This is a genomic window from Aeromicrobium sp. IC_218, from assembly GCF_004336805.1.
Classification (GTDB): Bacteria; Actinomycetota; Actinomycetes; order Propionibacteriales; family Nocardioidaceae; genus Aeromicrobium.
This window is the reverse complement of record NZ_SJXM01000011.1, coordinates 88,703-111,387: the sequence shown is the minus strand read 5'-3', so window position 1 is coordinate 111,387 and position 22,685 is coordinate 88,703. Positions and strand designations below refer to the sequence as shown.

The 22,685-nt window shown below is 72.3% G+C and carries 18 protein-coding genes and 1 pseudogene; 11 read left to right on the top strand and 8 right to left on the bottom strand.

Annotated features, from left to right (window positions below; translation table 11 throughout):
- The 6 genes and pseudogenes from E0W78_RS12790 to E0W78_RS12765 form a co-directional block, all read left to right on the top strand.
- A pseudogene (locus E0W78_RS12790) lies at positions 1 to 1,333 on the top strand (hypothetical protein); the annotation flags it as partial.
- A 114-nt stretch (positions 1,334 to 1,447) separates the two neighbouring features.
- Positions 1,448 to 4,195 (top strand): Ig-like domain-containing protein, encoded by a 2,748-nt coding sequence (locus E0W78_RS12785; RefSeq protein WP_131404339.1) that lies wholly within the window; start codon positions 1,448 to 1,450, stop codon positions 4,193 to 4,195.
- A 193-nt stretch (positions 4,196 to 4,388) separates the two neighbouring features.
- On the top strand, positions 4,389 to 5,654 hold the full coding sequence (clpX, locus tag E0W78_RS12780) for an ATP-dependent Clp protease ATP-binding subunit ClpX (protein ID WP_131404338.1): 1,266 nt from the start codon (positions 4,389 to 4,391) through the stop codon (positions 5,652 to 5,654).
- Positions 5,651 to 6,805 carry a saccharopine dehydrogenase NADP-binding domain-containing protein gene (locus E0W78_RS12775; protein ID WP_131404337.1) on the top strand — a complete coding sequence of 385 codons (1,155 nt, stop codon included), beginning with the start codon at positions 5,651 to 5,653 and terminating at the stop codon, positions 6,803 to 6,805. Before clpX ends, E0W78_RS12775 begins: the two co-directional genes overlap by 4 nt.
- Before the next feature lie 89 nt (positions 6,806 to 6,894).
- The gene (locus E0W78_RS12770) at positions 6,895 to 7,287 is read left to right on the top strand and encodes a hypothetical protein (RefSeq protein ID WP_131404336.1); all 393 of its coding nucleotides are present in this window, start codon (positions 6,895 to 6,897) and stop codon (positions 7,285 to 7,287) included.
- A complete protein-coding gene (locus E0W78_RS12765) occupies positions 7,284 to 7,670 on the top strand; it encodes a hypothetical protein (protein WP_131404335.1) in 387 nt (128 codons plus the stop codon). The genes E0W78_RS12770 and E0W78_RS12765 overlap by 4 nt, the downstream gene beginning before the upstream one ends.
- A 3-nt stretch (positions 7,671 to 7,673) precedes the next feature.
- Here the strand turns inward: E0W78_RS12765 and E0W78_RS12760 are convergent, their stop codons facing one another.
- Positions 7,674 to 8,969, bottom strand: coding sequence for a HAMP domain-containing sensor histidine kinase (locus tag E0W78_RS12760; protein ID WP_131404334.1), 1,296 nt, complete (start codon positions 8,967 to 8,969; stop codon positions 7,674 to 7,676).
- Complete coding sequence (locus tag E0W78_RS12755) at positions 8,966 to 9,652, bottom strand: response regulator transcription factor (protein WP_131404333.1); 687 nt, start codon at positions 9,650 to 9,652, stop codon at positions 8,966 to 8,968. Before E0W78_RS12755 ends, E0W78_RS12760 begins: the two co-directional genes overlap by 4 nt.
- A 111-nt stretch (positions 9,653 to 9,763) precedes the next feature.
- Between E0W78_RS12755 and E0W78_RS12750 the strand changes: the two genes are divergently transcribed.
- The gene (locus E0W78_RS12750) at positions 9,764 to 10,186 is read left to right on the top strand and encodes a hypothetical protein (protein WP_131404332.1); all 423 of its coding nucleotides are present in this window, start codon (positions 9,764 to 9,766) and stop codon (positions 10,184 to 10,186) included.
- Positions 10,187 to 10,242: 56 nt separating this feature from the next.
- Here E0W78_RS12750 and valS read toward each other — a convergent pair whose 3' ends face one another.
- Entirely contained in the window at positions 10,243 to 12,819 is a 2,577-nt protein-coding gene (gene valS, locus E0W78_RS12745) for a valine--tRNA ligase (RefSeq protein ID WP_131404331.1), read from the bottom strand.
- An 11-nt stretch (positions 12,820 to 12,830) separates the two neighbouring features.
- Positions 12,831 to 14,942 carry an MMPL family transporter gene (locus tag E0W78_RS12740; protein WP_131404330.1) on the bottom strand — a complete coding sequence of 704 codons (2,112 nt, stop codon included), beginning with the start codon at positions 14,940 to 14,942 and terminating at the stop codon, positions 12,831 to 12,833.
- 149 nt (positions 14,943 to 15,091) lie between these two features.
- Between E0W78_RS12740 and E0W78_RS12735 the strand changes: the two genes are divergently transcribed.
- Genes E0W78_RS12735 through E0W78_RS12720 form a run of 4 tightly spaced genes read left to right on the top strand, consistent with a single transcriptional unit; the run spans position 15,092 to position 18,402 of the window.
- On the top strand, positions 15,092 to 16,441 hold the full coding sequence (locus E0W78_RS12735) for a folylpolyglutamate synthase/dihydrofolate synthase family protein (RefSeq protein WP_131404329.1): 1,350 nt from the start codon (positions 15,092 to 15,094) through the stop codon (positions 16,439 to 16,441).
- A 5-nt stretch (positions 16,442 to 16,446) separates the two neighbouring features.
- Positions 16,447 to 16,785 (top strand): DUF4233 domain-containing protein, encoded by a 339-nt coding sequence (locus E0W78_RS12730; RefSeq protein WP_242686346.1) that lies wholly within the window; start codon positions 16,447 to 16,449, stop codon positions 16,783 to 16,785.
- A 40-nt stretch (positions 16,786 to 16,825) separates the two neighbouring features.
- Positions 16,826 to 17,515, top strand: coding sequence for a metallophosphoesterase (locus tag E0W78_RS12725; protein ID WP_131404327.1), 690 nt, complete (start codon positions 16,826 to 16,828; stop codon positions 17,513 to 17,515).
- A gap of 2 nt (positions 17,516 to 17,517) precedes the next feature.
- Positions 17,518 to 18,402 carry a ParB N-terminal domain-containing protein gene (locus tag E0W78_RS12720; protein ID WP_131404326.1) on the top strand — a complete coding sequence of 295 codons (885 nt, stop codon included), beginning with the start codon at positions 17,518 to 17,520 and terminating at the stop codon, positions 18,400 to 18,402.
- 27 nt (positions 18,403 to 18,429) lie between these two features.
- Here the strand turns inward: E0W78_RS12720 and ugpC are convergent, their stop codons facing one another.
- The 4 genes from ugpC to E0W78_RS12700 are packed head-to-tail and all read right to left on the bottom strand — an operon-like array spanning position 18,430 to position 22,669.
- On the bottom strand, positions 18,430 to 19,605 hold the full coding sequence (gene ugpC, locus E0W78_RS12715) for a sn-glycerol-3-phosphate ABC transporter ATP-binding protein UgpC (protein WP_131404325.1): 1,176 nt from the start codon (positions 19,603 to 19,605) through the stop codon (positions 18,430 to 18,432).
- Positions 19,606 to 19,623: 18 nt separating this feature from the next.
- The gene (locus E0W78_RS12710) at positions 19,624 to 20,460 is read right to left on the bottom strand and encodes a carbohydrate ABC transporter permease (protein WP_131404324.1); all 837 of its coding nucleotides are present in this window, start codon (positions 20,458 to 20,460) and stop codon (positions 19,624 to 19,626) included.
- Complete coding sequence (locus tag E0W78_RS12705) at positions 20,457 to 21,389, bottom strand: sugar ABC transporter permease (RefSeq protein WP_131404323.1); 933 nt, start codon at positions 21,387 to 21,389, stop codon at positions 20,457 to 20,459. The genes E0W78_RS12710 and E0W78_RS12705 overlap by 4 nt, the downstream gene beginning before the upstream one ends.
- Positions 21,386 to 22,669: an ABC transporter substrate-binding protein gene (locus E0W78_RS12700; RefSeq protein WP_131404322.1), complete on the bottom strand. Its 1,284-nt coding sequence runs from the start codon at positions 22,667 to 22,669 to the stop codon at positions 21,386 to 21,388. The genes E0W78_RS12705 and E0W78_RS12700 overlap by 4 nt, the downstream gene beginning before the upstream one ends.
- Between the last annotated feature and the right edge of the window lie 16 nt (positions 22,670 to 22,685).

Here is a 22,685-nt window from a genome sequence, read left to right as displayed (position 1 = left end):
GACCCACCCCCGCAAGGAGCTCTCGACCATGTCCATCCTTCAGGTGCCCCGCGCCCTGCGCTGGCTGCTCGCCGTGATGATCAGCCTCGTCCTGGTGATCGGCAGCCAGGCCGTCCACGTCAAGGCCGACGCGGCCGAGGTGCAGTGGGTCGACGGTGCCGACGACTCCTACTGCCTCAACGACGACCGCGGCAAGGCCCTGGACGCGCTGCCGGCCGAGGCCTGGTGCACGCCGATCCCCGGCTGCTACCAGGACGACGACGGCGTCTGGGTGCTGCCCAGCCGCAAGACCGGCATCTGGCAGGGCGACCCGAGCAAGGTGCGCTACGCCGACGAGATCAAGGCCGAGCCGAAGCCGACCCCGACGAAGCCGACGCCCACGAAGTCGACGCCGACCAGGTCGACCCCGAAGCCGACCAGCGACCGCACCACGTCGTCCAAGCCGGTGACGACGACGCCGGACGCCGACACGACGACGGACGCGGCCCCGGCCGACCTGGGCGTCGACGACGAGGAGGTCGCCGTCACGGGCGCCCCGACCGCCCCCGCCGCCCCCGTCCTGACGGTCAAGGGCAAGGACGTGACCGTCGCGTGGCAGGCCACGGCCGACGCCGAGCTCGAGAGCGTGACCGGCTACGTCGTGCGCTTCACCGGCGCCCAGCCGCTCACCGTCGACGCGACCACGACCTCGCACACCTTCACCGGCCTGGCCGACGGCTCGTACCGCGCCGCCGTCCGCGCCGTGAACGCCGCCGGCGAGTCGGTCTCGTCGCCGCCCTCGGACCCGGCCACGGTCGGCACCCCGGTGGTGGACGTCAAGGGCACGGTCGCGGTCGAGGGCGACCTGGCGCCGGGCGCGTCGGTGACCATCACCGGCACCGGCTACGCGCCGAACGTCCCGGAGCTGGCGCTCGAGCTGCACTCGGACCCGGTCCCGCTGGGCACCGTCGCCACCGACGCCCAGGGCGGCTTCACGACCACGGCCACGATTCCCGACACCGTGCCGGCCGGCGCGCACCAGGTCGTCGTCCTGTACGACGGCCAGCAGGTCACGGCCTCGCCGGTCGAGGTGGTCGCCGCCGGTGCGGCGGACGCCGACACCGACGAGGCGGCCGCCCCGGCCGCCGAGCGGGTCCCGCCGCACACCGGGCTGGCCATCCTCGCCGTGCTGGCGATCGCCGGTGCCGGCTCGCTCGTGTGGCACCTGGCCACCGGACGCCGCCGCCGTCGCGCCGCGGGCCCCGAGGCCTCGGACGACACGGTCGTGCTGCCGGCTCCGGTGCCCGCGCAGGACGTCGCGCCGCGCCCGCTGACCTCGTCGGGGGTGGGCTGATCGACGACCACCCCACGGTCGGGCCGCCGGCACTGCCATGACGCGGCGGCCCGACCCATCGCCCCATTCCTGAAGCGACCTGCCCAGTGTGGCAGCGAGAGGACTGCATCCCCCATGAGCACCACCCCGAACCCGAGACGCCGACTGGCGCTCTCCGTCGCCGCGGCCGTCGCGGCGTCCGGCCTCGTCGCCGGCGCGCCGTCCACCGCCCACGCGGCCCCCGCCCCGGTGGGCACCACCGTCGACTACTTCGACGACGTCTACGACGCCCTGGGCGCCGGCAGCGTCTTCGAGACCGTGACGATCGAGCGCTTCGAGTACCTGCTCAAGCAGCCCGGCCGCTTCGCGTTCCTCGTCGGCGATCCCGGCAACGCCAGCACCCAGGCCACCATCGGTCACGTGAACCAGGTCGCCAAGCGGCTCGGCGTCGACAAGGTCTACAACTTCACGCCGAAGCTGGACGGCGACACCCTGGACGTCTGGGACCTCAGCCGCTCCGGCCTGCGCACCGGCACCTCGCCCGACCCGGCCGGCGGCAACCGCGCCGGCCAGGGCCGCGCGCAGTACGAGGCGCTCGGCAACCGGCTCCTGACCGACTACCTGAACAAGGACACGACCCCGCAGTTCACCAAGGACGAGTCGACCGACCCGTACCTGTTCGTCTACGACAAGGACCACACCGAGGGCGGTGCCGAGGACCGGATCATCGCCTCGCTCGCCGGCGAGAAGTCCGCGACCGACCTCGACACGCCGGCCGAGACGACCGCGTACGAGGACCAGGTCGAGGACGTCCTGGGCGCCGTGCCCGCGTCGTCCTACACGCCGCGCTCGAACTTCCAGTTCCTCAAGGACGAGGTCAACCGCCGGCACACCACGACGGCCGCCTACGCCGACGCCAGCAAGTTCGGCGGCGACATCCTCGACGACGCCGACGCGACCGACGGCTGGCGCGTGCAGACGGTGACCTACCCCGAGCTGGTGCACCTGCTGCAGCAGCCGGGCGACATCCCGATCCTGTTCGGCGGCACCTGGTGCCACAACACCCGCGCGATCATCAAGGACGTCAACCGCATCGCGCAGGAGGACGGCATCCGGACCGTCTACAACTTCGACTTCTCGCTCGACTCCACCGGCAACTCCGGCTCGCTGGCGCAGCACATCCGCGACAACGCGCTGCCGGCCACCGTGGACGGCGTCACCGAGGTCCTGCGTCCGTCGCACCTGTACGGCGACCTGGTGAACACCTACCTGAGCAACGCGGTCACCGAGTACCGCACCGCCGCCGACGTCGAGAAGCTCGGTGGCTCGGTGAACGCGGTCTCGTACCTGCCCGGCGGCGACGTCACGGCCACGGCCAAGCAGGCGCGCAAGATCCAGGTCGGCCACGTGCTCACCTACAACAAGGACCACAAGGACGCCGCGGGCAACGCCGCGCCGGTCGTCGACCAGGCCATCCGCTTCAACGACGACGGCGGCCAGACCGAGCACATGACCGAGTGGTGGTACGTCGCCGGACGCGACTACGCCGCGGGCGACGCCCGCCTCGGCGGCACGTACAACGTCGCCAGCGAGGCCGGCTCCAACGGCCTGCAGAACCAGCGTGCGTTCGCGAAGGAGGCGATCGCCGAGATCGACTCCGTGCTCGGCGGTCTCGCCGGCGAGGAGCACGGCACGCAGGTCGCCGTCGACGGCGTCCCCGCGACGGTGCCGGTCGGGGCGACCCCGACCGTCCAGGTCTCGGTCACGTCGCCCGGCCACGCGCCGTTCGCGTCGTTCAACACGGCGTCGGCCAGCGTCGCGCCCAGCACGGGCACGGCCAGGCCGCGCGGCGAGGTGGGCGTCTTCGACGGCTCCGAGCTGCTCGTGAAGGCCCGCCTGTCGCGGGCCGGCACCGCGTCGCTGACGCTGCCGGCGCAGACGCAGGGGACGAAGGCGTACACCGTCCGCTACCTGGGTCGCGGCGACTCGCTGACGCCGTCGCAGTCCGCGCTCGCGCTGGACGTCGCCGGCACCGCCAGCAGCGTGACGCTCGCGGGGCCCGCCCCGCTCACGTACGGCGCGGCCAGCACGGTCACCGCGACGGTGACCGAGGGCGCGACCGGCACGGTCAGCCTCAGCGGCCTGCCCGGTGGCGCGGTGTCGGCCCCGGTCCAGGACGGCACGGCGACGTTCACCGTCCCGGCGGGCACTGTCCCCGGCTCGTACGCCCTGACGGCGAGCTACGGCGGCGACGCCACCTACGCGCCGTCGTCCTCGACGCCCCTGACGGTCGTCGTGCGCAAGAACGCCTCGACGCTGGCCGTCGCCGCGGCCGGCGTGCGGTACGGCACCGCGGCCAAGGTCCTGGTCGCCGTCAAGGGTGCGGCGGGCCGCGTGCCCACCGGCACCGTCACGCTGACCGGACCGACGGTCCGCGCGACCGGCCGCCTGGACGCCTCCGGGCGCGCCACGATCGTGCTGCCGCGCGGACTGCGGGTCGGCACGCACCGGATCACGGCGGTCTACCAGGGTGACCGCGTCGCGCTGGCGGCGTCGCGCACCGGCTCGGTCACCGTCGTCAAGGCGCTGCCCGGGGCCACGCGGGTCGCGGTGCCGCGCAGCGTCAAGGCCACGAGGAAGGCCAAGGTCACGATCACCGTCGCGACCCCGCCCGGCCTGGCCAAGGCGTCCGGACCGGTCACGGTCAAGGTCACCAAGGGCCGCACCAGCCGCACCGTGCGGGCCACGCTGAGCAACGGCCGCGTCGTCGTGACGCTGCCGCGCCTGGCCCGCGGCACGTGGTCGGTCAAGGCCGCGTACGCCGGTGACGCCAGCTACACGGCGGGCCGCACGGCCTCCGCGAGGCTGCGCGTCGTCCGCTGACCGGCGGTCACGACCGGCGCGACGGGCCGGGCTCCTCACGCAGGAGCCCGGCCCTCGTGCGCCCGGCGTCCGTGCGCCGTCAGCGAACACGCGCTTGACCTGCGTGTCAGCGGGGTACGGGGCGACTAAGGTCAAGGAGTCGTCCGGTCGATGGTGTGTCCGGACGTGACGAATCGGAGAGAGGATCGGCCTCGTGGCACGGATCGAGACGGCAGACCTGCTCAAGTGCTCCTTCTGCGGGAAGAGCCAGAAGCAGGTCAAGAAGCTCATCGCCGGACCCGGCGTCTACATCTGCGACGAGTGCATCGACCTGTGCAACGAGATCATCGAGGAGGAGCTCTCCGAGGGCTCCGAGGTGAGCCTGGGCGAGCTGCCCAAGCCGCGCGAGATCTACGACTTCCTCGACGAGTACGTCATCGGCCAGGACCGGGCCAAGCGCTCGCTCGCCACGGCCGTCTACAACCACTACAAGCGCGTCCAGGCGCAGGCCTCGGGCGGCCGCTCGAAGGACGAGCAGGTCGAGCTGGCCAAGTCCAACATCCTCATGGTCGGCCCCACCGGCTGCGGCAAGACCTACCTGGCCCAGACCCTGGCGCGCATGCTGAACGTCCCGTTCGCGATCGCCGACGCCACGGCCCTGACCGAGGCCGGCTACGTCGGCGAGGACGTCGAGAACATCCTGCTCAAGCTCATCCAGGCCGCCGACTACGACGTCAAGAAGGCCGAGACGGGCATCATCTACATCGACGAGATCGACAAGATCTCGCGCAAGGCCGAGAACCCCTCGATCACCCGTGACGTCTCCGGCGAGGGCGTGCAGCAGGCGCTGCTGAAGATCCTCGAGGGCACCACCGCGTCGGTGCCGCCGCAGGGCGGGCGCAAGCACCCGCACCAGGAGTTCATCCAGATCGACACGACGAACGTGCTGTTCATCGTGGGCGGCGCGTTCGCCGGCCTGGAGGAGATCATCGAGCAGCGCGCGGGCAAGACGAGCCTGGGCTTCAACGCCGAGCCCGTCGTGGCCAAGGACGCCGACAAGACCAAGACCTACTCCAAGGTGCAGCCGACCGACCTGCTGAAGTTCGGCCTCATCCCCGAGTTCATCGGTCGTCTCCCGGTCATCGCCGCGGTCGACAAGCTCGACCGCGAGGCGCTCGTCGCGATCCTCACCGAGCCGCGCAACGCGCTGGTCAAGCAGTACCAGCGCCTGTTCGAGATCGACGGCATCGAGCTGGAGTTCGGCGAGGAGGCCATCGCCGCGATGGCCGACCTGGCGCTCGAGCGCGACACCGGCGCCCGCGGCCTGCGCTCGATCCTCGAGGACGCGCTGCAGCAGGTCATGTTCGAGATCCCCAGCCGCGAGGACGTCGCGAAGGTCGTCGTCGACGCCGCCAGCGTCCGCGGCGAGGGCGAGCCGACCGTCATCACCCGCGACGAGCTCGGGCGCAAGGCCTCTTGAGCCGCGCCGACGTCACCCTGCTGGGGGCCACCGGGTTCACCGGCGGGCTGACCGCCGAGTACCTCGCCGCGCACGTCCCGGCCGGGGCGACCTGGGCGATCGCCGGACGCCGTCGCGAGAAGCTCGAGCAGGTCGCCGACCGGGTCGAGGCCGCGGGCGGCAGCCGGCCCGAGCTGCGCGTGGCCGACGTCGAGGACGCCGCGTCGATGCGCGAGCTCGCCGCGAGCACCAAGGTGCTGGCCACCACCGTGGGCCCGTACCTGCAGCACGGCGAGGCGGCCGTCCAGGCGTCCGCCGCGGCCGGCACCGACTACGTCGACCTCACCGGTGAGCCGGAGTTCGTCGACCGCACCTGGCTGCGTCACCACGGCACGGCCGAGCGCACCGGCGCCCGGCTCGTGCACGCGTGCGGTTTCGACTCCGTCCCGTACGACCTGGGCGTCCTGTGGACCGTCGAGCAGCTGCCCGACGACGTCCCGATCACCGTGCGCGGGTACGTCCGCTCGAACGCGGCGTTCTCCGGCGGCACGTACCACTCGGCGATCAACGTCTTCGGCCGCATGAAGCAGGCCAAGCGCACCGCCGCGGAGCGTCGCCGGCTCGAGCCGCGTCCGGCCGACCGGCGCGTGCGTGGCGGCGGCTCGTTCGGCAAGGGCCCCGGTGGCGTCGGCTACGGCGTCCCGCTCCCGACCCTCGACCCGCAGATCGTGCTGCGCTCGGCCCGGGCCCTGCCGGCCTACGGCCCCGACTTCCGCTACGAGCACTTCGCCCACGTCAAGAAGGCGCGCACCCTCGCGGTGGCCGGCGCCGGTCTCGGCGTGGCGTTCGGCGCGGCCCAGCTGCCGCCCACGCGCGCGCTCATGCTCAAGGCGTTCGAGCAGGGCACCGGTCCGGACGAGGAGCGCCGCGACAAGTCCTACTTCAAGCTCGTGCTCGAGGCCGAGGCCGGCGACCAGCGCCTGCGCACGCAGGTGAGCGGCGGCGACCCGGGCTACACCGAGACGTCCAAGATGCTGGCCGAGTCCGCGCTGTCGCTGGCCTTCGACGACCTGCCCGAGGTCGCCGGCCAGACGACCACGGCCGTCGCCATGGGCGACGCCCTGGTGAGCCGGCTGCAGGCCGCGGGCATCCGCTTCGACGTCCTCGACTGAGGTCTTTGCCGTCCCTTAGCGGGCGCGAGAGACGCCGTTAGGCACGCCGGCGGCACGGTGGTGGGGTACCCGAGAGAAGGAGCCTCATCGTGAAGAAGTCCACCAAGACCGTGGCCGCCGCCGCGGCGGTCGTCGTCGTGGGAGCCGGTGCCGGCGCCTGGTGGTGGTCGGCGTCCGGCGACCAGACCCACCGCTCCGACGGCACGTGCGGCCAGGCCCGCTACCAGCTGGAGACCGAGGACGAGGACGGCGACCGCGTCGACGTCTCCTTCGAGCTGCAGACCGCCGCCCCCGGCGAGCGCTGGACGCTCGTGCTGCGCGAGGGCGACACCGTCCTGGTCGAGGGCGAGCGCATGAGCGACGAGGACGCCGAGCTCGACATCGAGGCGCAGGTGCCGCAGGACGGCGAGAGGACGTTCACCGTCGAGGCGACCCCCGTCGCCGGTGGCGAGACCTGCACGGCCGAGGTGACCCACCGATGAGCGCGCGCCGAGGGACCGCCCTGCTGCTCGGCGGCACGGCACTGGCCGGTGCCGCGCTGGTCGCCGTGCCCGCCACCGCGACCGCCGACGTCGAACGTCACGGCCGCTGCGCCGGGGCGACCTACGAGCTGCAGGTCGACCGGGAGGGTCGCCGGTACGAGGTCACGCTGGACGTCGAGCACGCCCGTCCGGCGTCGCGCTGGGTCGTCCAGCTGCGGCACGACGGCAGGCGGGTGCACCACGGTGTCGTCCGGGCCGACCGCGACGGCGAGCTGGAGCTGGAGCGGCTGCGGCCGAACACGCGCGACCGGGACACCTTCACGGTGCGCCTGCGCCCGGCCGGCACCGATGGATGGTGCTCCACGACGGTCCGCGTGCGCTGAGGCTCAGCGCAGCACGACGGTGACGCGCGTGCCACCGAGGCCGGGGGAGCGGTCGACCCGCAGGGTCCCGTCCGCGGCCTCGGCGGTGCGCGCGGCGATGGCCAGCCCCAGGCCGGTCGAGCCGCTGCCGCTCGTGCCCCGGCCGACCGGGTCGGAGCCGTCGGGGACACCCGGTCCGCCGTCCTCCACGACGTACGTGACCGCGTCCTCCCCGGCCCGCAGCGTCACGTGGAGCGGTGCCTCGGGCGGCGTGTGGGTGAAGACGTTGTCGACCAGCACGTCGGCCAGGGCCTCCAGGTCCTCCGGGCTCGTCCGTACGTGGGGGCCGGGCCCGTCGTCGAGGTCGACCTGGACCGGACGTCCCTGGTCCTCGGCCAGCACCAGCCAGTAGCGGGTGCGTGCGGCCAGGACGGCCAAGGCGTCCGTCCGCGGGGCCACGCCCTCGCGCTGCGAGCGGCGCGCCTCGCGCACCACCACGTCGACCGTCTGCTGCAGGCGGTCGAGGTCGGCGCCGAGCCGCGCGCGATCGGCCGGGTCCTCAAGCGCCTCGATGCCCAGGCGCAGCGCCGTCACGGGCGTGCGCAGCCGGTGCGACAGGTCGGCCACGTTCTCGCGCTCGCGCTCCAGCAGCAGCTCCACCCGCTCGACCAGGCGGTTCAGCGCGGTCGCGAGCTCGTGCACCTCCGGCGGGCCCTCGACCTCGACCGTCCGCGGGCCGGCGGGGTCGCCGAGCGAGCGCGTGGCGACCGCCAGGTCGTGGATGGGCCGGACGAACGAACGACCGAGCCGGTCGGCCAGCAGCACGGCCCCCGCGAGCAGGGTCGCGCCGAGCAGGGCGAGCACGATCCACGCCACGTGCAGGTCCGAGGGGAAGCGCGCCTCCTGGACGTCCACCCGCACGACCGGCGTCTGGCCGGGGAGCCCGCTGCTGCCGCCGAGGGCGACCGGCACGAGGATCTGGGCCCCGCCGTCCACGTCGTCGACCCTGGCGCGTCCGGTCGTGCGTGCCTCGGCCACCCGCTCGTCCTCGCCCGGGTTCGGCCCGATCGCGGTGCCGTCGGGGTAGAGCACGGTGGTGCGCACGCCGTCGTCGCGCCGGTTCAGGCCGTCGAGGTAGACCGCCACGGCGCCCTTGTCCTGGCCGGACACGACGGTCTCGGTGCCCTGCACCTCCAGCGCGGCGCGGGAGAGCCGGTCCTCCAGGTCGTAGCTGCGCACCAGGACGGCCATCGGCACCAGCATCGCCAGCAGCACCATCGAGACCGTGGCCGCGACGGTCCAGATGAGCCGGCGTCTCACGGCGCGTCCGGGACGGACAGCCGCACGCCGACGCCGCGCACGGTGGTCAGGTGGCGCGGCTCGGAGGCGGTCTCGCCGAGCTTGCGGCGCAGCCAGGAGAGGTGGACGTCGACCGTCTTGTCCGAGCCGCCCCAGGGCTGCTGCCAGACCTCGGTCAGCAGCTCGCGCTTGGTGACGACCTCGCCCGGCCGCTGCACCAGGTAGGCGAGCAGGTCGAACTCGCGCGGGCTGAGCTCGACCTCGGCGCCGTCCAGCGTCACCCGGCGCCCGCGCAGGTCGACCCGCAGGCCGCCGACCGCGAGCTCGGCCTGCTCGACCGGGCGCCCGCTGCGCCGGATGACGGCGCGGATGCGGGCCTCCAGCTGGGCGGCGGTGAACGGCTTGACCAGGTAGTCGTCGGCGCCGGCGTCCAGCGCCCGGACCAGGCCGGGGTCGTCGTCACGGGCACTGGCGATGATGACCGGCACCTCGCTGACCGCCCGCAGCATCGTCAGCACCTGCATGCCGTCGACGTCGGGCAGCCCGAGGTCGAGCACCACGAGGTCGGGACGCGCGTCGAGCGCCAGCTGCAGGCCGGGCAGCCCCGCGGGGGAGGAGTCGACCGCGTGCCCCAGCTCGCGCAAGGACCGGACCAGACGGGGACGGATGACGTCGTCGTCCTCGATCACCAGCACGTGAGCCACACCGTGACGCTAGCGGGTGCGCACCCGTCGTGGCGCGCTCGAGGCCCGGGCTTAGCCGCGGCTTAGCGTCGCCATAGCGTGCGGGCCGCGACGGCCTGCCAGCATGGTGCCGTGAGACGCAGGGTCCTGTACGCCGCCGGATGGCTGCTCGCCGTCGTCGTCGCCGTGTCGATCGGCGTCGCGACGGTCACCGCCGTGGGCGCCTCGGTGCGCGGACGCGGCCCGGTCGGCCAGGAGGTGCCGAAGGACGCGTCGACCGCCCCGCCGACCGCCGGACCGAACCTGGTCGAGGAGACGATCTCCGGCGAGTTCGGCGGCTTCCGGGTCGGCTGCGACGGCGTGTACGCCGTGGGCGTGGAGGCGTTGCCCGACGAGGCCGCCGGCTGGCGGGTCGTGAGCTTCGAGCCCGGCCCCGACGACGACGTCGACGCCGTCTTCGCCCGGGGCGGACGCTCGATCGAGCTCGAGGTCTTCTGCAACCAGGGACGCCCGACGCTCGCCGAGATGGAGGAGCACGAGCTCGCCGACGAGTGAGCCGGCCCCACGACGACGAAGGGCCTCCCCGCAGCGGGGAGGCCCTTCGTCGTGCGTCAGGACTGCTCGGCGGCCTCGAGCGTGGCCTCGACCGCGAGCTCGGCCGCGTCGGCCGGCTCGAGAGCGACGTCGCCGGTCACCTTGCCGGCGGCGCGGACGTCGTCGAGCGCCAGCGCGAGCCGGTCGAGGTCGTCCTGGGTGCCGCGGACGGTGAGGGCGGTGACCGCCGTGCGCTGGCTGACCTTGGCCACCGACTTGGCCCCGCGGACGCCCGCGAGCGCCGCGGCGGCGACGTCGAGCACCCGCTGGTCGGCGGCCGGCGTGCCCAGGTCGTCCGTGGTCGGCCAGGCGGCGCGGTGGATCGAGCCCTCCTGCCACCACGACCAGACCTCCTCGGTCACGTACGGCAGGAACGGGGCGAGCAGGCGCAGCTGCACCGACAGCGCCTGGGCGAACGCGGCCTTGGCCGACTCGCCGCCGGCGTCGCTGCGGCGGGCCCGCTCCTTGACCAGCTCGAGGTAGTCGTCGCAGAAGTCCCAGAAGAACTTCTCGGTGACCTCGAGCGCCGAGGCGTAGTCGTAGGCCTCGAAGTGCTCCGTGGCCGTGGTGACGACGCCGCGCAGGCGGTCGAGCATGGCCAGGTCGACGGCCTCGGTGACGCGGGCGGCGTCCAGGTACGAGGCGTCCGCGCCCAGGCCGTAGGCGTCCTCGGCAGCCAGCACGAACTTGCTCGCGTTGAGCACCTTCATGGCCAGGCGGCGGCCGACCTTCATCTGTGCCTCGTCGAACGGCGAGTCCGCGCCCGGGCGGGCGCCGGCGGCACGCCAGCGGACGGCGTCGGCGCCGTACTTGGTGAGGATCTCGTCGGGGACGACCACGTTGCCCTTGGACTTGGACATCTTCTTGCGGTCGGGGTCGACGACGAAGCCGGACAGCGCGGTGTGCGTCCACGGCACCTGGCCGAACTCCTGGTGCGCGCGCACGACGGTGCTGAACAGCCAGGTGCGGATGATGTCGTGGCCCTGCGGGCGCAGGTCCATCGGGAACGTGCGCTCGAACAGCTCGGGGTCGCGCTCCCAGCCGCACACGATCTGCGGGGTCAGCGACGACGTCGCCCAGGTGTCGAGCACGTCCGGGTCGGCCATGAAGCCGCCGGGCTCGCCCCGCTGGGCCTCGTCGAAGCCGTCGGGCGCCTGGGAGGCGGGGTCGACCGGCAGCTGGTCCTCGCGGGCCAGGATCGGGTCGTCGTAGACCGGCTCGCCGGCCTCGTCGAGCCGGTACCACACCGGGAACGGGATGCCGAAGAAGCGCTGGCGCGAGACGAGCCAGTCGCCGTTGAGGCCCTCGATCCAGTTCGTGAAGCGCGACTGCATGTAGCCGGGCACCCAGGTCATCTCGTCGCCGCGGGCCACGAGCGCCTTGCGCAGGTCGGCGTCGCGGCCGCCGTTGGCGATGTACCACTGGCGCGTGGAGACGATCTCGAGCGGCTTGTCGCCCTTCTCGTAGAAGTTCGCCATGCGCTGGGTGGGCTTCGGCTCGCCGTCGAGGTCGCCGCTCTCGCGCAGCGCCTGCACGGTCAGCTCGCGCGCGGTGAACGTCGTCTTGCCGGCCAGCTCGGCGTAGAGCGCGCGACCCGCGTCCGTGGCGATCCACTCGGGCACGTCGGGCAGGATGCGTCCGTCGCGGCCGATGACGGTGCGGTTGGGCAGCTGCAGCTCGCGCCACCACTGGACGTCGGTCAGGTCGCCGAACGTGCAGCAGTGCACGATGCCCGAGCCCTTGGTCGGGTCGGCCAGCGTGTGCGCCACCACGGGCACCTCCACGCCGAAGATCGGCGAGGTGGCGGTGGTGCCGAACAGGTGCTGGTAGCGCTCGTCGTCGGGGTGGGCGATGAGCGCGACGGCGGCCGGGGTGAGCTCCGGGCGCGTGGTCTCGACGTGGACCGTGGTGCCGTCGGCGAGGTGGTAGGCGACGCGGTGGTACGCGCCGGGGTACTCGCGGGCCTCGAGCTCGGCCTGGGCCACGGCGGTCTGGAACGTGACGTCCCACAGGGTCGGGGCGTCCTGCTGGTACGCCTCGCCGCGGGCCAGGTTGCGCAGGAACGCGCGCTGGCTCGTGGCCTGGGCCTCGTCACCGATCGTCGTGTAGGTCTGCGTCCAGTCCACGCTCAGCCCGAGCGTGCGCCACAGCGCCTCGAAGACCTTCTCGTCCTCGACGACGAGCTGGTTGCACAGCTCGATGAAGTTGCGCCGGCTGATCGGCACCTGCTTCTTCGGGTCCGGCTTCTGCGGCGGCGTGAAGTCGGCGTCGTAGGGCAGCGACGGGTCGCACCGCACGCCGAAGTAGTTCTGCACGCGACGCTCGGTGGGCAGGCCGTTGTCGTCCCAGCCCATCGGGTAGAACACCTCCTTGCCGCGCATGCGCTGGTAGCGCGCGACCAGGTCGGTGTGCGTGTAGCTGAAGACGTGACCGACGTGCAGCGAGCCCGAGACGGTCGGGGGCGGGGTGTCGATGGAGTAGACGTCCGCCCGATCCTTGCTGCGGTCGAAGCGGAAGGTGCCCTGCTCCTCCCACCGCTGGGACCAGGTGGCCTCCAGGCCCTCGAGGACAGGCTTCTCCGGCACGGCGTTCATGAGGCCTGAGTCTAGGTGCGCACCGCCTCACGGCTCTGCTCGGGCGGCGTCTTCGTCCCGCCGTCGGTGCGGCCGAGCTCGCTGGGCCACCAGATGTGCCGCCCGACGTCCAGGTTGAGCGCCGTCACCAGCACCGAGCGGACGACGATCGTGTCGAGCAGGACGCCCAGCGCGACGACGAACCCGAGCTCGGCCAGGAACACGATCGGCAGCGTCGCCAGCGCGGCGAACGTGCCGGCCAGCACCAGTCCGGCGGACGTGATGACGCCGCCGGTCGCGGCCAGGCCGAGCAGCGCGCCGCGCCGGGTGCCGTGGCGCAGCGACTCCTCCCGCACGCGGGTCATGAGGAAGATGTTGTAGTCGATGCCCAGCGCGACGAGGAACACGAACGCGAACAGCGGGAACGACGTGTCGGCGCCGGCGAAGCCCAGCACGTGGCGGAAGACGAGGGCGCTGAGCCCCAGGGCCGCGCCGAACGAGAGCACCACCGTGCCCAGCAGGATGAGCGGCGCGGTGACCGCCCGCAGCAGCAGGCCGAGGATGAGCAGCACGGCCACGAGCACGATCGGGATGATGACCGCGTTGTCGCGGGACGAGGCGCGCTGCACGTCCAGGTTCACCGCGGTGTTGCCGCCCACCAGCGCGTCGGCCCCGTCGACCGCGTGGAGCTCGTCGCGGGCCCGGTCGATCGTGTCGGCCGCGGCGTCGGAGTCGGCCGCGTCGGACAGCGTCGCCTCGACGTAGGCCAGACCGTCGCGGACGACCGGCTCGGTGACGGTGCCCGGCGCGATGCCCTCGACGTCGCCGAGCGCGGCCGCGACCTCGTCGGCCGCGGCGGCGCTGCTGACCACCTGCACGGGGTTGCCCGCCCCGCCGGGGAAGTGCTGGGCCAGCACCTCGCCGGCCTCGATCGAGGGCTGGTCGGACGTGAACGTGTCGGCGTTCGACAGGCCGGTGGCGTTCAGCTGCAGGATGCCGAGCGCGCAGGCGGCGAGCGCGACGCTGGTGCCCACCCACACCGCCCGCGGCCGGCGGTCGATGCGGCGTCCGACGCGTCCCCACAGGCTGCGCTCGCCGCGGTCGGGGTCGCCGAAGTGCGGCACGGCCGGCCAGAACACCCAGCGTCCGAAGATGACCAGCAGCGACGGCAGCAGGGTCAGCATGACCACGACCGCGACGATGATGCCGGCCGCGGCGACCGGGCCGAGGCTGCTGGTGGAGTTCATCTCGGCGAACAGCAGGCACAGCAGGCCCACGACGACCGTGGCGCCCGACGCGACGATCGCGGGGGTCGCGTGGTGCAGCGCGTGGCGCATGGCCTCCGAGCGACGCTCGAAGTGGTGCAGCTCCTCGCGGTAGCGGGCAATGAGCAGCAGGGCGTAGTCGGTGCCGGCCCCGAACACCAGCACCGTGAGGATGCCGGCGCTCTGCGCGTTGACGGTCAGGCCGGCGTCGGCGAGCAGGTACACGACCCCCTGCGCCATGCCCAGGCTGACCAGGCCGCAGAACAGCGGGATCAGCCACAGCACCGGGCTGCGGTAGGTGAGCAGCAGCATGAGCACGACGACGCCCATCGCGGCCAGCAGCAGCACCCCGTCGATGCCGGCGAACGCGTCGGCCTGGTCGGCGCCGAGCGCCGCCGGACCGGCGACGTGCAGCTCCAGGCCGTCCGGCACGTCCTCGGTGGCCACGTCGCGCAGGTCGTCGACGAGATCGGGCAGCGCGTCCCAGCCGTCGTCGCCCACGGCGAACGTCACCACGAGCTGGGCCGCCTCGCCGTCCTCGGAGCGGATCGGGCCCACGACGTCCGGCGCGACGGTCTCGACGGACGTGACCCGCCCGGCGACGGCGGTGATCGCGGCGAGGTCGTCGGCGGTCAGCCCGCCGTCACGGGTGTAGAGCAGCACGGCGGGGATGGCCTCGGAGTCGGCGAAGGCCGCGGACTTCTCGATGACCTGGGTCGACTCGGCCGACCCGGGCAGCCAGGACCCGACGTCGTTGTCCTCGACCTCGGAGAGCTTGCTGCCCAGCGAGCCGAGCGCACCGGTGAGGACGACGGCGGTGACGAGCACCGCCCACGGGAGCCAGCGGCGGGTGATCCACCCGGCGGTCGAACGGGACATGGGCGCTCCTGAGCACGTGAGATGGGGGCGTCCCGAGCACGTCCAGGTCAGGAACCATCATGCGCCCATCCACCGACAGGATCGATACCCGGAACGTCCCTGGTTCCGCCCCTGGGACTCCGCTGGCCGGGCCTGGGATACTGGCCCCGATGAGACCTACCTACGCCGAGGTCGAGCGCGCCCTGCTGGGTCGCTGGCCCGAGACCAAGCTCGAGCCCTCCCTGGACCGCATCCGCGCGCTCATGGACCTGCTCGGCGAGCCCCAGCGCGCCTACCCCGTCGTGCAGCTGACCGGCACGAACGGCAAGACGTCCACCAGCCGCATGATCGACGCGCTGCTGCGCGAGCGGCAGCTGCGCACCGGCCGCTTCACCAGCCCGCACCTGGTCTCCATGACCGAGCGCATCACGCTCGACGGCGAGCCGCTGAGCGAGGACGCCTTCGTCGACGCCTTCGCCGACGTCGCCGCGTACGCCCAGATCGTCGACGACTCCTCGGCCCAGCACGGGGGAGCGCCGCTGTCGTTCTTCGAGACGGTCGTGGCCATGGCCTACGCGGCGTTCGCCGACGCCCCCGTCGACGTCGCCGTCGTCGAGGTCGGCATGGGCGGCACCTGGGACGCCACGAGCGTCGCCGAGGCGTCGCTCGCGGTCATCACCCCCATCGACGTCGACCACGCCAAGTACCTGGGCGACTCGCCCGAGCTCGTCGCGGTCGAGAAGGCCGGCATCATCCACGCCGGCGCGCAGGCGGTCATCGCCGAGCAGCGGCCCGAGGTGCTGGACGTCCTGCTGCGCCGTGCGGCCGAGGTCGGCGCCACGGTGCACCGCCAGGGTGTCGACTTCGGCGTCGCCGAGCGCGTGCCGGCCCTCGGCGGGCAGGTCGTGACGCTCGACGGGCTGAGCCGTCGGTACGAGGACGTCTTCCTGCCGCTGCACGGCGCCCACCAGGCCCAGAACGCCGCCGTGGCGCTGGCCGCGGTCGAGGCCTTCACCGGCTCCGGCGAGCTCGAGCCCGCGCTCGTCGAGGCGGCGTTCGCCTCGGTCACGTCGCCCGGACGCCTGGAGGTCGTGCGCCGCAGCCCGACCGTGCTGCTCGACGCCGCGCACAACCCGCACGGCGCGGCGGCCCTGGTCGACGCGGTGCAGGAGGCGTTCGCGTTCAGCCCGCTCGTCGGCGTCGTCTCGATGATGGCCGACAAGGACGTCGACGGGATCCTGCGCGTGCTCGAGCCGCTGCTGGCCACGATCGTCGTCACCCAGTCGTCCTCGGACCGCTCGATGTCGGCCGCCGAGCTGGCCGAGATCGCCACCGACCTGTTCGGCGAGGACCGCGTCGTCCTCGCCCCCGGCCTGGACGACGCGCTCGCCACCGCGATCAACCTCGCCGAGTCCGCCGAGGGGTACGAGGACGCGCTCGGCAGCGGCGGCGTGCTGGTCACCGGCTCGGTCGTCACCGTGGGCGAGGCCCGCGTGCTGCTCGGGAGCGGTGCCGCGTGAAGCACATGTGCCAGGCGATCCTGGTCTTCGAGGCGATCCTGCTCGGGCTGTCCATCCCGATCCTGGTCCAGGTCACGGACGTCCCGACCGGCACGGCCGTCACGGTCTGCGTCGTCCTGGCCGTGCTCGCGCTGCTGACCACCGGCCTGTTCCGGCGCGGTGCCGTGGGCGACGTGCTGGGCTGGGCGGTGCAGGTCGGCTTCGTCGCGATGGGCCTGCTGCACCCGGCGTTCTTCTTCGTGGGCGGCCTGTTCGCCCTGCTGTACTGGGCGGGATGGGCCCTCGGCCGCAAGATCCTGGCCGACCGCGAGCGCTGGGCCGCGGAAGGCCGCGAGCCCGCCTGAGCCCGGTGGCGCGCGTCACACCCCGCCGTACAGTGGGGGCGTGGTCCGTGCACTGGTGGTCGCCGACGAGGTCGTGGAGCAGCTCTACGACGTCTCGGTCCAGCGCTACCGTCCCGATCTCGTGCTCGCCGCCGGCGACCTGCCCTGGGCCTACCTGGAGTTCCTGTCCTCGGCCCTCGACGTGCCGGTCGTGTTCGTGCCGGGCAACCACGACGACGCGATCCCGGCGGTCCGCCGCGGACTCGGCGGCGGCCTGTTCGACGCGGGCCTGCCGGTCGACGCGCCCCGTCCGCACGGCTGCCTCAACGCCGACGAGCGCGTCGTCACCGTCGCGGGTCTGCGCATCGCCGGGCTCGGCGGCTGCGTCCGCTACAACGACGGCCCGCACCAGTACACCCAGAAGCAGCACCACCGGCGGGCCCGCCGGCTCGTCCGCCGGGTCGAGCGCGCCGGGGCGCCGGTCGACGTCCTGCTCACGCACGCACCGCCGCTCGGCCTGGGCGACGAGCCCGACCCGTGCCACGTCGGCATCGAGGCGCTGCACGGCACGCTGGAGCGGCTCGAGCCGACCTGGCACCTGCACGGGCACATCCACCCGTACGGCCACCCGCGTCCGGACCGCACGGTCGGGCGCACCACGATCCGCAACGTCGTGCCGTGGAGGATGCTCGACATCGTCCCGCGTGACGCCCACACCGAGATGCTGCACGCCCTGAGGAGGGTGGGCTGACCATGCCCGTGCGTGACACCGGCTCGCCCAGGGCGGACGCCGAGAACGACTTCATCCGCGCGCGCCGCCACCAGGTGCTGTCCGCCCTGGCCGGCTGGATCCGCCACGACACCCACGACGTCGTCCAGACGTTGTCCTTCGACGAGGCGGTCGACGCCCTGGGCCGGCGCGGCGAGACCTACCGCGGCACGCAGGTCATCCCGCTCGACGCGATCATCGGCTCGGTCGACCGTGCGCGCGACTTCGACCGCCGCTTCCGGCCCACGTCGAGCAAGAGCCGCCAGCGCTGGGAGCGGCTGGCCCGCGCGAGCCGCACCGGGGAGACGATCCCGCCGATCGACGTCTACCAGCTGGGCGACTACTACTTCGTCCGCGACGGCCACCACCGCGTCTCCGTCGCCCGCGCGCTCAACCTGGACGTCATCGAGGCCAACGTCACCGAGGTGCTCACGATGCTCTCGCCGGTGGAGTTCTCCCGGCGCGAGCAGCTCGAGCGCAAGCACTGGCGGCGCATCTTCCTCGAGCGCGTGCCGCTGAGCCGCGCACGTCGCGCGCACATCGAGGTCTCCGACCCCGTGCACTACGGCTGGCTCGCCGAGATGGTCGAGGCGTGGGGCGCCCGGCTCATGCACGCCGAGGAGACCTACCTCGACCGCCCGACCGTCGCGTCGCGCTGGTACGAGGAGGACTTCACGCCGGTGCTCGAGATGGTCGAGGACGCCGGGGTCCGCGGCGAGGACGAGACCGAGGCGGACGCCTACATGCGCGTGTCGGGGGAGCGGTACCGGCTCATCCGCGAGCACGAGTGGAACCGCGACATCATGGCGCAGGTGACCCGGCGCAAGCGGCGTCCGCGCCGCAAGCAGGACGACCCGACCCGTCTGTGACGGGCCGGGTCGTGCGACCTGCGGGGCTCAGCCGACGCGGGCGGTGAGGTTGTCGCCGCTCTTGGGGTCGAACACCTGGATCTTGCTCGTGTCGACCCACAGGCGCGCCGGCTGGCCGGCGCTCACGCGCGAGGTGGGCTCCAGGCGCGCGGTGACCTGCACGCCGCCCACCCCCATCTCGGCGCCGGTGTCGCGGGCCAGCTCGTCCAGGCCGCCCGACCCGCCGAGCTGCGCGTCGACGGTGAAGTAGGCGAACACGTCCGAGCCCATCGACTCGACCAGGTCGATCGTGACGTCGACGGTGGCCCCGCGCGACGGGTCGTTGACCAGCGCGGCGTCCTCGAAGTGCTCCGGACGCAGGCCGACGATGACCTCGCGGCCCTTCGCGCCGGACTCGACCGCGCGGCGGTGCTCGTCGGGCAGCGGCAGGTCGCCGAGCGGGCTGTGCAGCGTGCCGCCGTCGAGCGTCGCCGGCACGAAGTTCATCGACGGGCTGCCGATGAAGCCGGCCACGAACAGGTTGGCCGGGTGGTCGTACAGGAACGCCGGGCTGCCGACCTGCTGGACGATGCCGCCGCGCATGACGACGACCCGGTCGCCGAGCGTCATGGCCTCGGTCTGGTCGTGCGTGACGTAGAGGGTCGTCGTGCCGAGCTTCTTCTGGATGCGCGAGACCTGCGTGCGCATCTGCACGCGGAGCTTGGCGTCCAGGTTCGACAGCGGCTCGTCCATGAGGAACGCCTTGGGCTGGCGGACGATCGCCCGGCCCATCGCGACGCGCTGGCGCTGGCCGCCGGACAGGTTCGCCGGACGGCGCTCGAGGTGCTGGGTCAGCTCGAGCATCTCGGCCGCGTCGCCGACCTTCTGCCTGATGGTGTCCTTGTCCGTGCCGGCGAGGGTCAGCGGGAACGCCATGTTCTCGTAGACGGTCATGTGCGGGTAGAGCGCGTAGGACTGGAACACCATGGCGATGTCGCGGTCCTTGGGCGCCTTGTCGTTGACGACCTTGCCGTCGATGCGCAGCTCGCCGGAGGTGATGTCCTCCAGGCCGGCGACCATGTTGAGGGTCGTCGACTTCCCGCAGCCGGACGGGCCGACGAGGATGATGAACTCGCCATCGGCGATCTCGAGGTTGAGGTGGTCGACGGCGAGCGCGCCGTCGGGGTAGCGCTTGACGACGTTGTCCAGGACGATCTCGGCCACGGTCGGCTCCTTTGCTGGTCAGCCCTTGACGGCGCCGGACGTGAGCCCGGCGACGATGCGGCGCTGGAAGAACAGGACGAAGAGGATGATCGGGATGGTGATGACGACCGCACCGGCGGCGATCGCCGCGGTCGGCTTCTCGAACGTGGTCGCACCGGTGAAGTACGACAGCGCGGCCGGCACCGTGCGGGCGTTGGACGACGACGTCAGCGAGATCGCGAACAGGAAGTCGTTCCAGCACGAGATGAACACCAGGATCGCCGTGGTGAAGACGCCCGGCAGGGCCAGCGGCGCGATCACCTTGCGGAAGGCCTGGAACGGCGTGGCGCCGTCCATCTTGGCCGCCTTCTCCAGCTCCCACGGGATCTCGCGGAAGAACGCCGACAGGGTGTAGATCGCCAGCGGGAGCGCGAAGGTGATGTAGGGGATGATCAGGCCGAGCCAGGTGTCGAAGATGCCGATCGCGGTCTCGATCCGGAACAGCGGGGTCACCAGGGCGATCTGCGGGAACATCGCGATGAGCAGCGAGATGCCCACGATCGAGCGCTTGCCCGGGAAGTCCAGGCGGGCGATCGCGTAGGCGGCCATCGTGCCCAGGATCAGCGCGACGAACGTCGAGATCAGGCAGATGCCGATGGAGTTGAGCAGCGCCCGCAGGAAGTCGTCGTTGTTGAAGATCTGGTCGTAGGCGTCCCAGGTGATGGCCCGCGGGAAGAAGTTGCCGTCGTTGAGCGTGCCGTCGGTCTTGAGCGACAGCGACACGATCCACACGACCGGCACCAGGGCGTACAGCAGGACGACCAGGTCGACGGCCGCCCAGGCGGCCTTGCGACGGGGGGTCTCGATGGTGCTCATCGCTTCTCCTCGCTCGCACCGGGCGCCGCGGCGCCGAACAGCTTGATGAACACGAACGCGATGATCGCGATGCTCAGGAAGATCAGCACCGACATCGTCGACCCGATGCCGAGGTTCAGGCCGCGGATCAGGTTGTTGTAGGCGATGACCGACACCGACGACGTGTCGTTCGCGCCGCTGGTGAGCACGAAGATGTTGTCGAAGATGCGGAAGGCGTCCAGCGCGCGGAACAGCAGCGCGACCAGGATCGAGGGCTTGATCAGCGGCACGGTGACCTTGATGAAGCGCTGCCAGGCGTTGGCGCCGTCCATGGACGCGGCCTTGAGCAGGTCCTCGGGGACGAGGGCGAGGCCGGCCATGAGCAGCAGGGCCATGAACGGCGTCGTCTTCCAGACCTCGCTGAGGATGATGATCCACAGCGAGCTCCACTGCTCGGTGAGCGGCGCGTTGTCGCCGGCCAGCCAGCCGAGGTCCTGGGTCCAGGCGAACCGCCAGCTGAACGCGGCGACCACGGTGACGATGGCGTACGGCACCAGGGCGGCCGTGCGCACCAGTCCGCGGCCGACGATCGTGCGGTGCATGACCACGGCCAGCGCCATGCCGAGCACCAGCTCGACGATCGTGCTGACCACGGTGATGAACATCGTGACCCCGAACGCGTTCCACCACAGGCCGCTGGAGAGCACCGTGACGTAGTTGTCGAAGCCGATGAACTCGTTGGCGTCCGGCGTGCGGAGGTCGGCGCGGAAGAAGGACAGGTAGATCGCGTACAGGATCGGGTACGCGCAGACGGCCAGCATGACGATCACGGCGGGGGCGCACAGCAGCAGCCCCAGCTTGCGCTCGGCACGCTGTCCCTCGGTGAACCGCTGCCGGGCGACCTGCGCCTCGGCCTCGGCGCTCGCCTGCGGCGGGAGCGTGGACGTCACGGCAGGATCCCCTTTCCGTCCAGTGCGTCCTGGATGCCGTCACGCAGGTCCTCGGAGGTGGACTCCGGGTCGATGCCCTTGGGCGGCGACAGCAGGGACGACACGATGGTCGAGATGTTCTGGTACAGCGGGGTGACTGGACGGGGCACGGCCGTCTGCAGCTCGGCGAGCATCACCTGGTACTGCGGGTACGCCTCCTGGAACTCCGGCTCCTCGTAGACGCTCTCGGCCACCGGCGGCTCGCCGGCGTTGATCGCGTGCATGAGCTGGTGCTCGGGGGTGCGCATGCACATCGCGGCCTCGAAGGCCAGGTCCGGGTGCTTGCTGAACTCGCTGATCGTGAAGTTCGCGCCGCCCAGCGTGACGCGCGGCGGCTTGCCCTCCTCGACCGAGGGGTACGTCGCGAAGCCGAGGTCGTCGGCGATCTTCTTGCTGTTCTCGTCGGTCTCGCCGGCGGCACGCATGGCGCTCAGGACGTACGGCCAGTTGATGATGAACGCGGCCTTGCCCTGCTGCATGGAGGCGAAGACCTCCGGCTCCTGGGCGTTGGACAGCGAGGCGCTGGCCAGGCCGGAGTCGGCCAGCCGCTTGATCAGCGCGAGCGACTTCACCGTGTTCTCGTCGACCGTGGGCTCGGTGCTGTCCTCGTTGACGAGGGTGCCGCCGTAGGTGGACAGGATCGTGTTGAAGGTGACGACGTAGCCCTCGTAGCGGGCCGCGGTGACGCCGATCTCGTACGGCTGGCCCTCGTCCTTGAGCTTCTGGGCCATCTCGAACATCTCGTCCCACGTCTTGGGCGGGTTCGGGACGAGCGACTTGCGGTACCAGAGCAGCTGGACGTTGGTGTGCTTCGGGATGCCGTAGAGCTTGTCCTTCCAGGTCGCCGTGTCGAGCGTCGGCTGGAGGGTGTCCTCGGACGCGAGCCGGGTCTGCTCCTCGTCGAGCTCCTTGATCCAGCCCGCCTCGGCGAACTCGGCGGTCCAGGTGACGTCGGTGGACATGACGTCCATGCCGTCGTCGTGGGCGGCCAGGCGGCGGACGAGCTGCTCGCGCTGGCCGTCGGCGTCGCTGGGCAGCAGGTTGCCGACGATCTTGTAGCGACCCTCGGCCTCCTCGTTGCAGGCGTCGATGATCTGGTCGAAGCCGGCCGCGGAGGCCGCTCCGTACAGGTTGATGACCGGCGTCCCGCCGTCGTCGCCGCCGGCGCAGGCCGCCAGGCCGGCCGCGACGAGGACGGCCGCGGCGCCGAGCCGGGCCCGTGGGGCACGTGTGGTTCTCAAAGGTCCCTCCCCGTGA

Excerpts from the sequence above, each read along its gene's own strand:
- E0W78_RS12720 (WP_131404326.1), top strand. The coding sequence starts at position 17,518 with ATGCCCGTGCGTGACACCGGCTCGCCCAGGGCGGACGCCGAGAACGAC.
- E0W78_RS12735 (WP_131404329.1), top strand. The coding sequence starts at position 15,092 with ATGAGACCTACCTACGCCGAGGTCGAGCGCGCCCTGCTGGGTCGCTGG.
- E0W78_RS12730 (WP_242686346.1), top strand. The coding sequence starts at position 16,447 with ATGTGCCAGGCGATCCTGGTCTTCGAGGCGATCCTGCTCGGGCTGTCC.
- E0W78_RS12710 (WP_131404324.1), bottom strand. The coding sequence starts at position 20,460 with ATGAGCACCATCGAGACCCCCCGTCGCAAGGCCGCCTGGGCGGCCGTC.
- E0W78_RS12785 (WP_131404339.1), top strand. The coding sequence starts at position 1,448 with ATGAGCACCACCCCGAACCCGAGACGCCGACTGGCGCTCTCCGTCGCC.
- valS (WP_131404331.1), bottom strand. The coding sequence starts at position 12,819 with ATGAACGCCGTGCCGGAGAAGCCTGTCCTCGAGGGCCTGGAGGCCACC.
- E0W78_RS12765 (WP_131404335.1), top strand. The coding sequence starts at position 7,284 with ATGAGCGCGCGCCGAGGGACCGCCCTGCTGCTCGGCGGCACGGCACTG.
- E0W78_RS12740 (WP_131404330.1), bottom strand. The coding sequence starts at position 14,942 with ATGTCCCGTTCGACCGCCGGGTGGATCACCCGCCGCTGGCTCCCGTGG.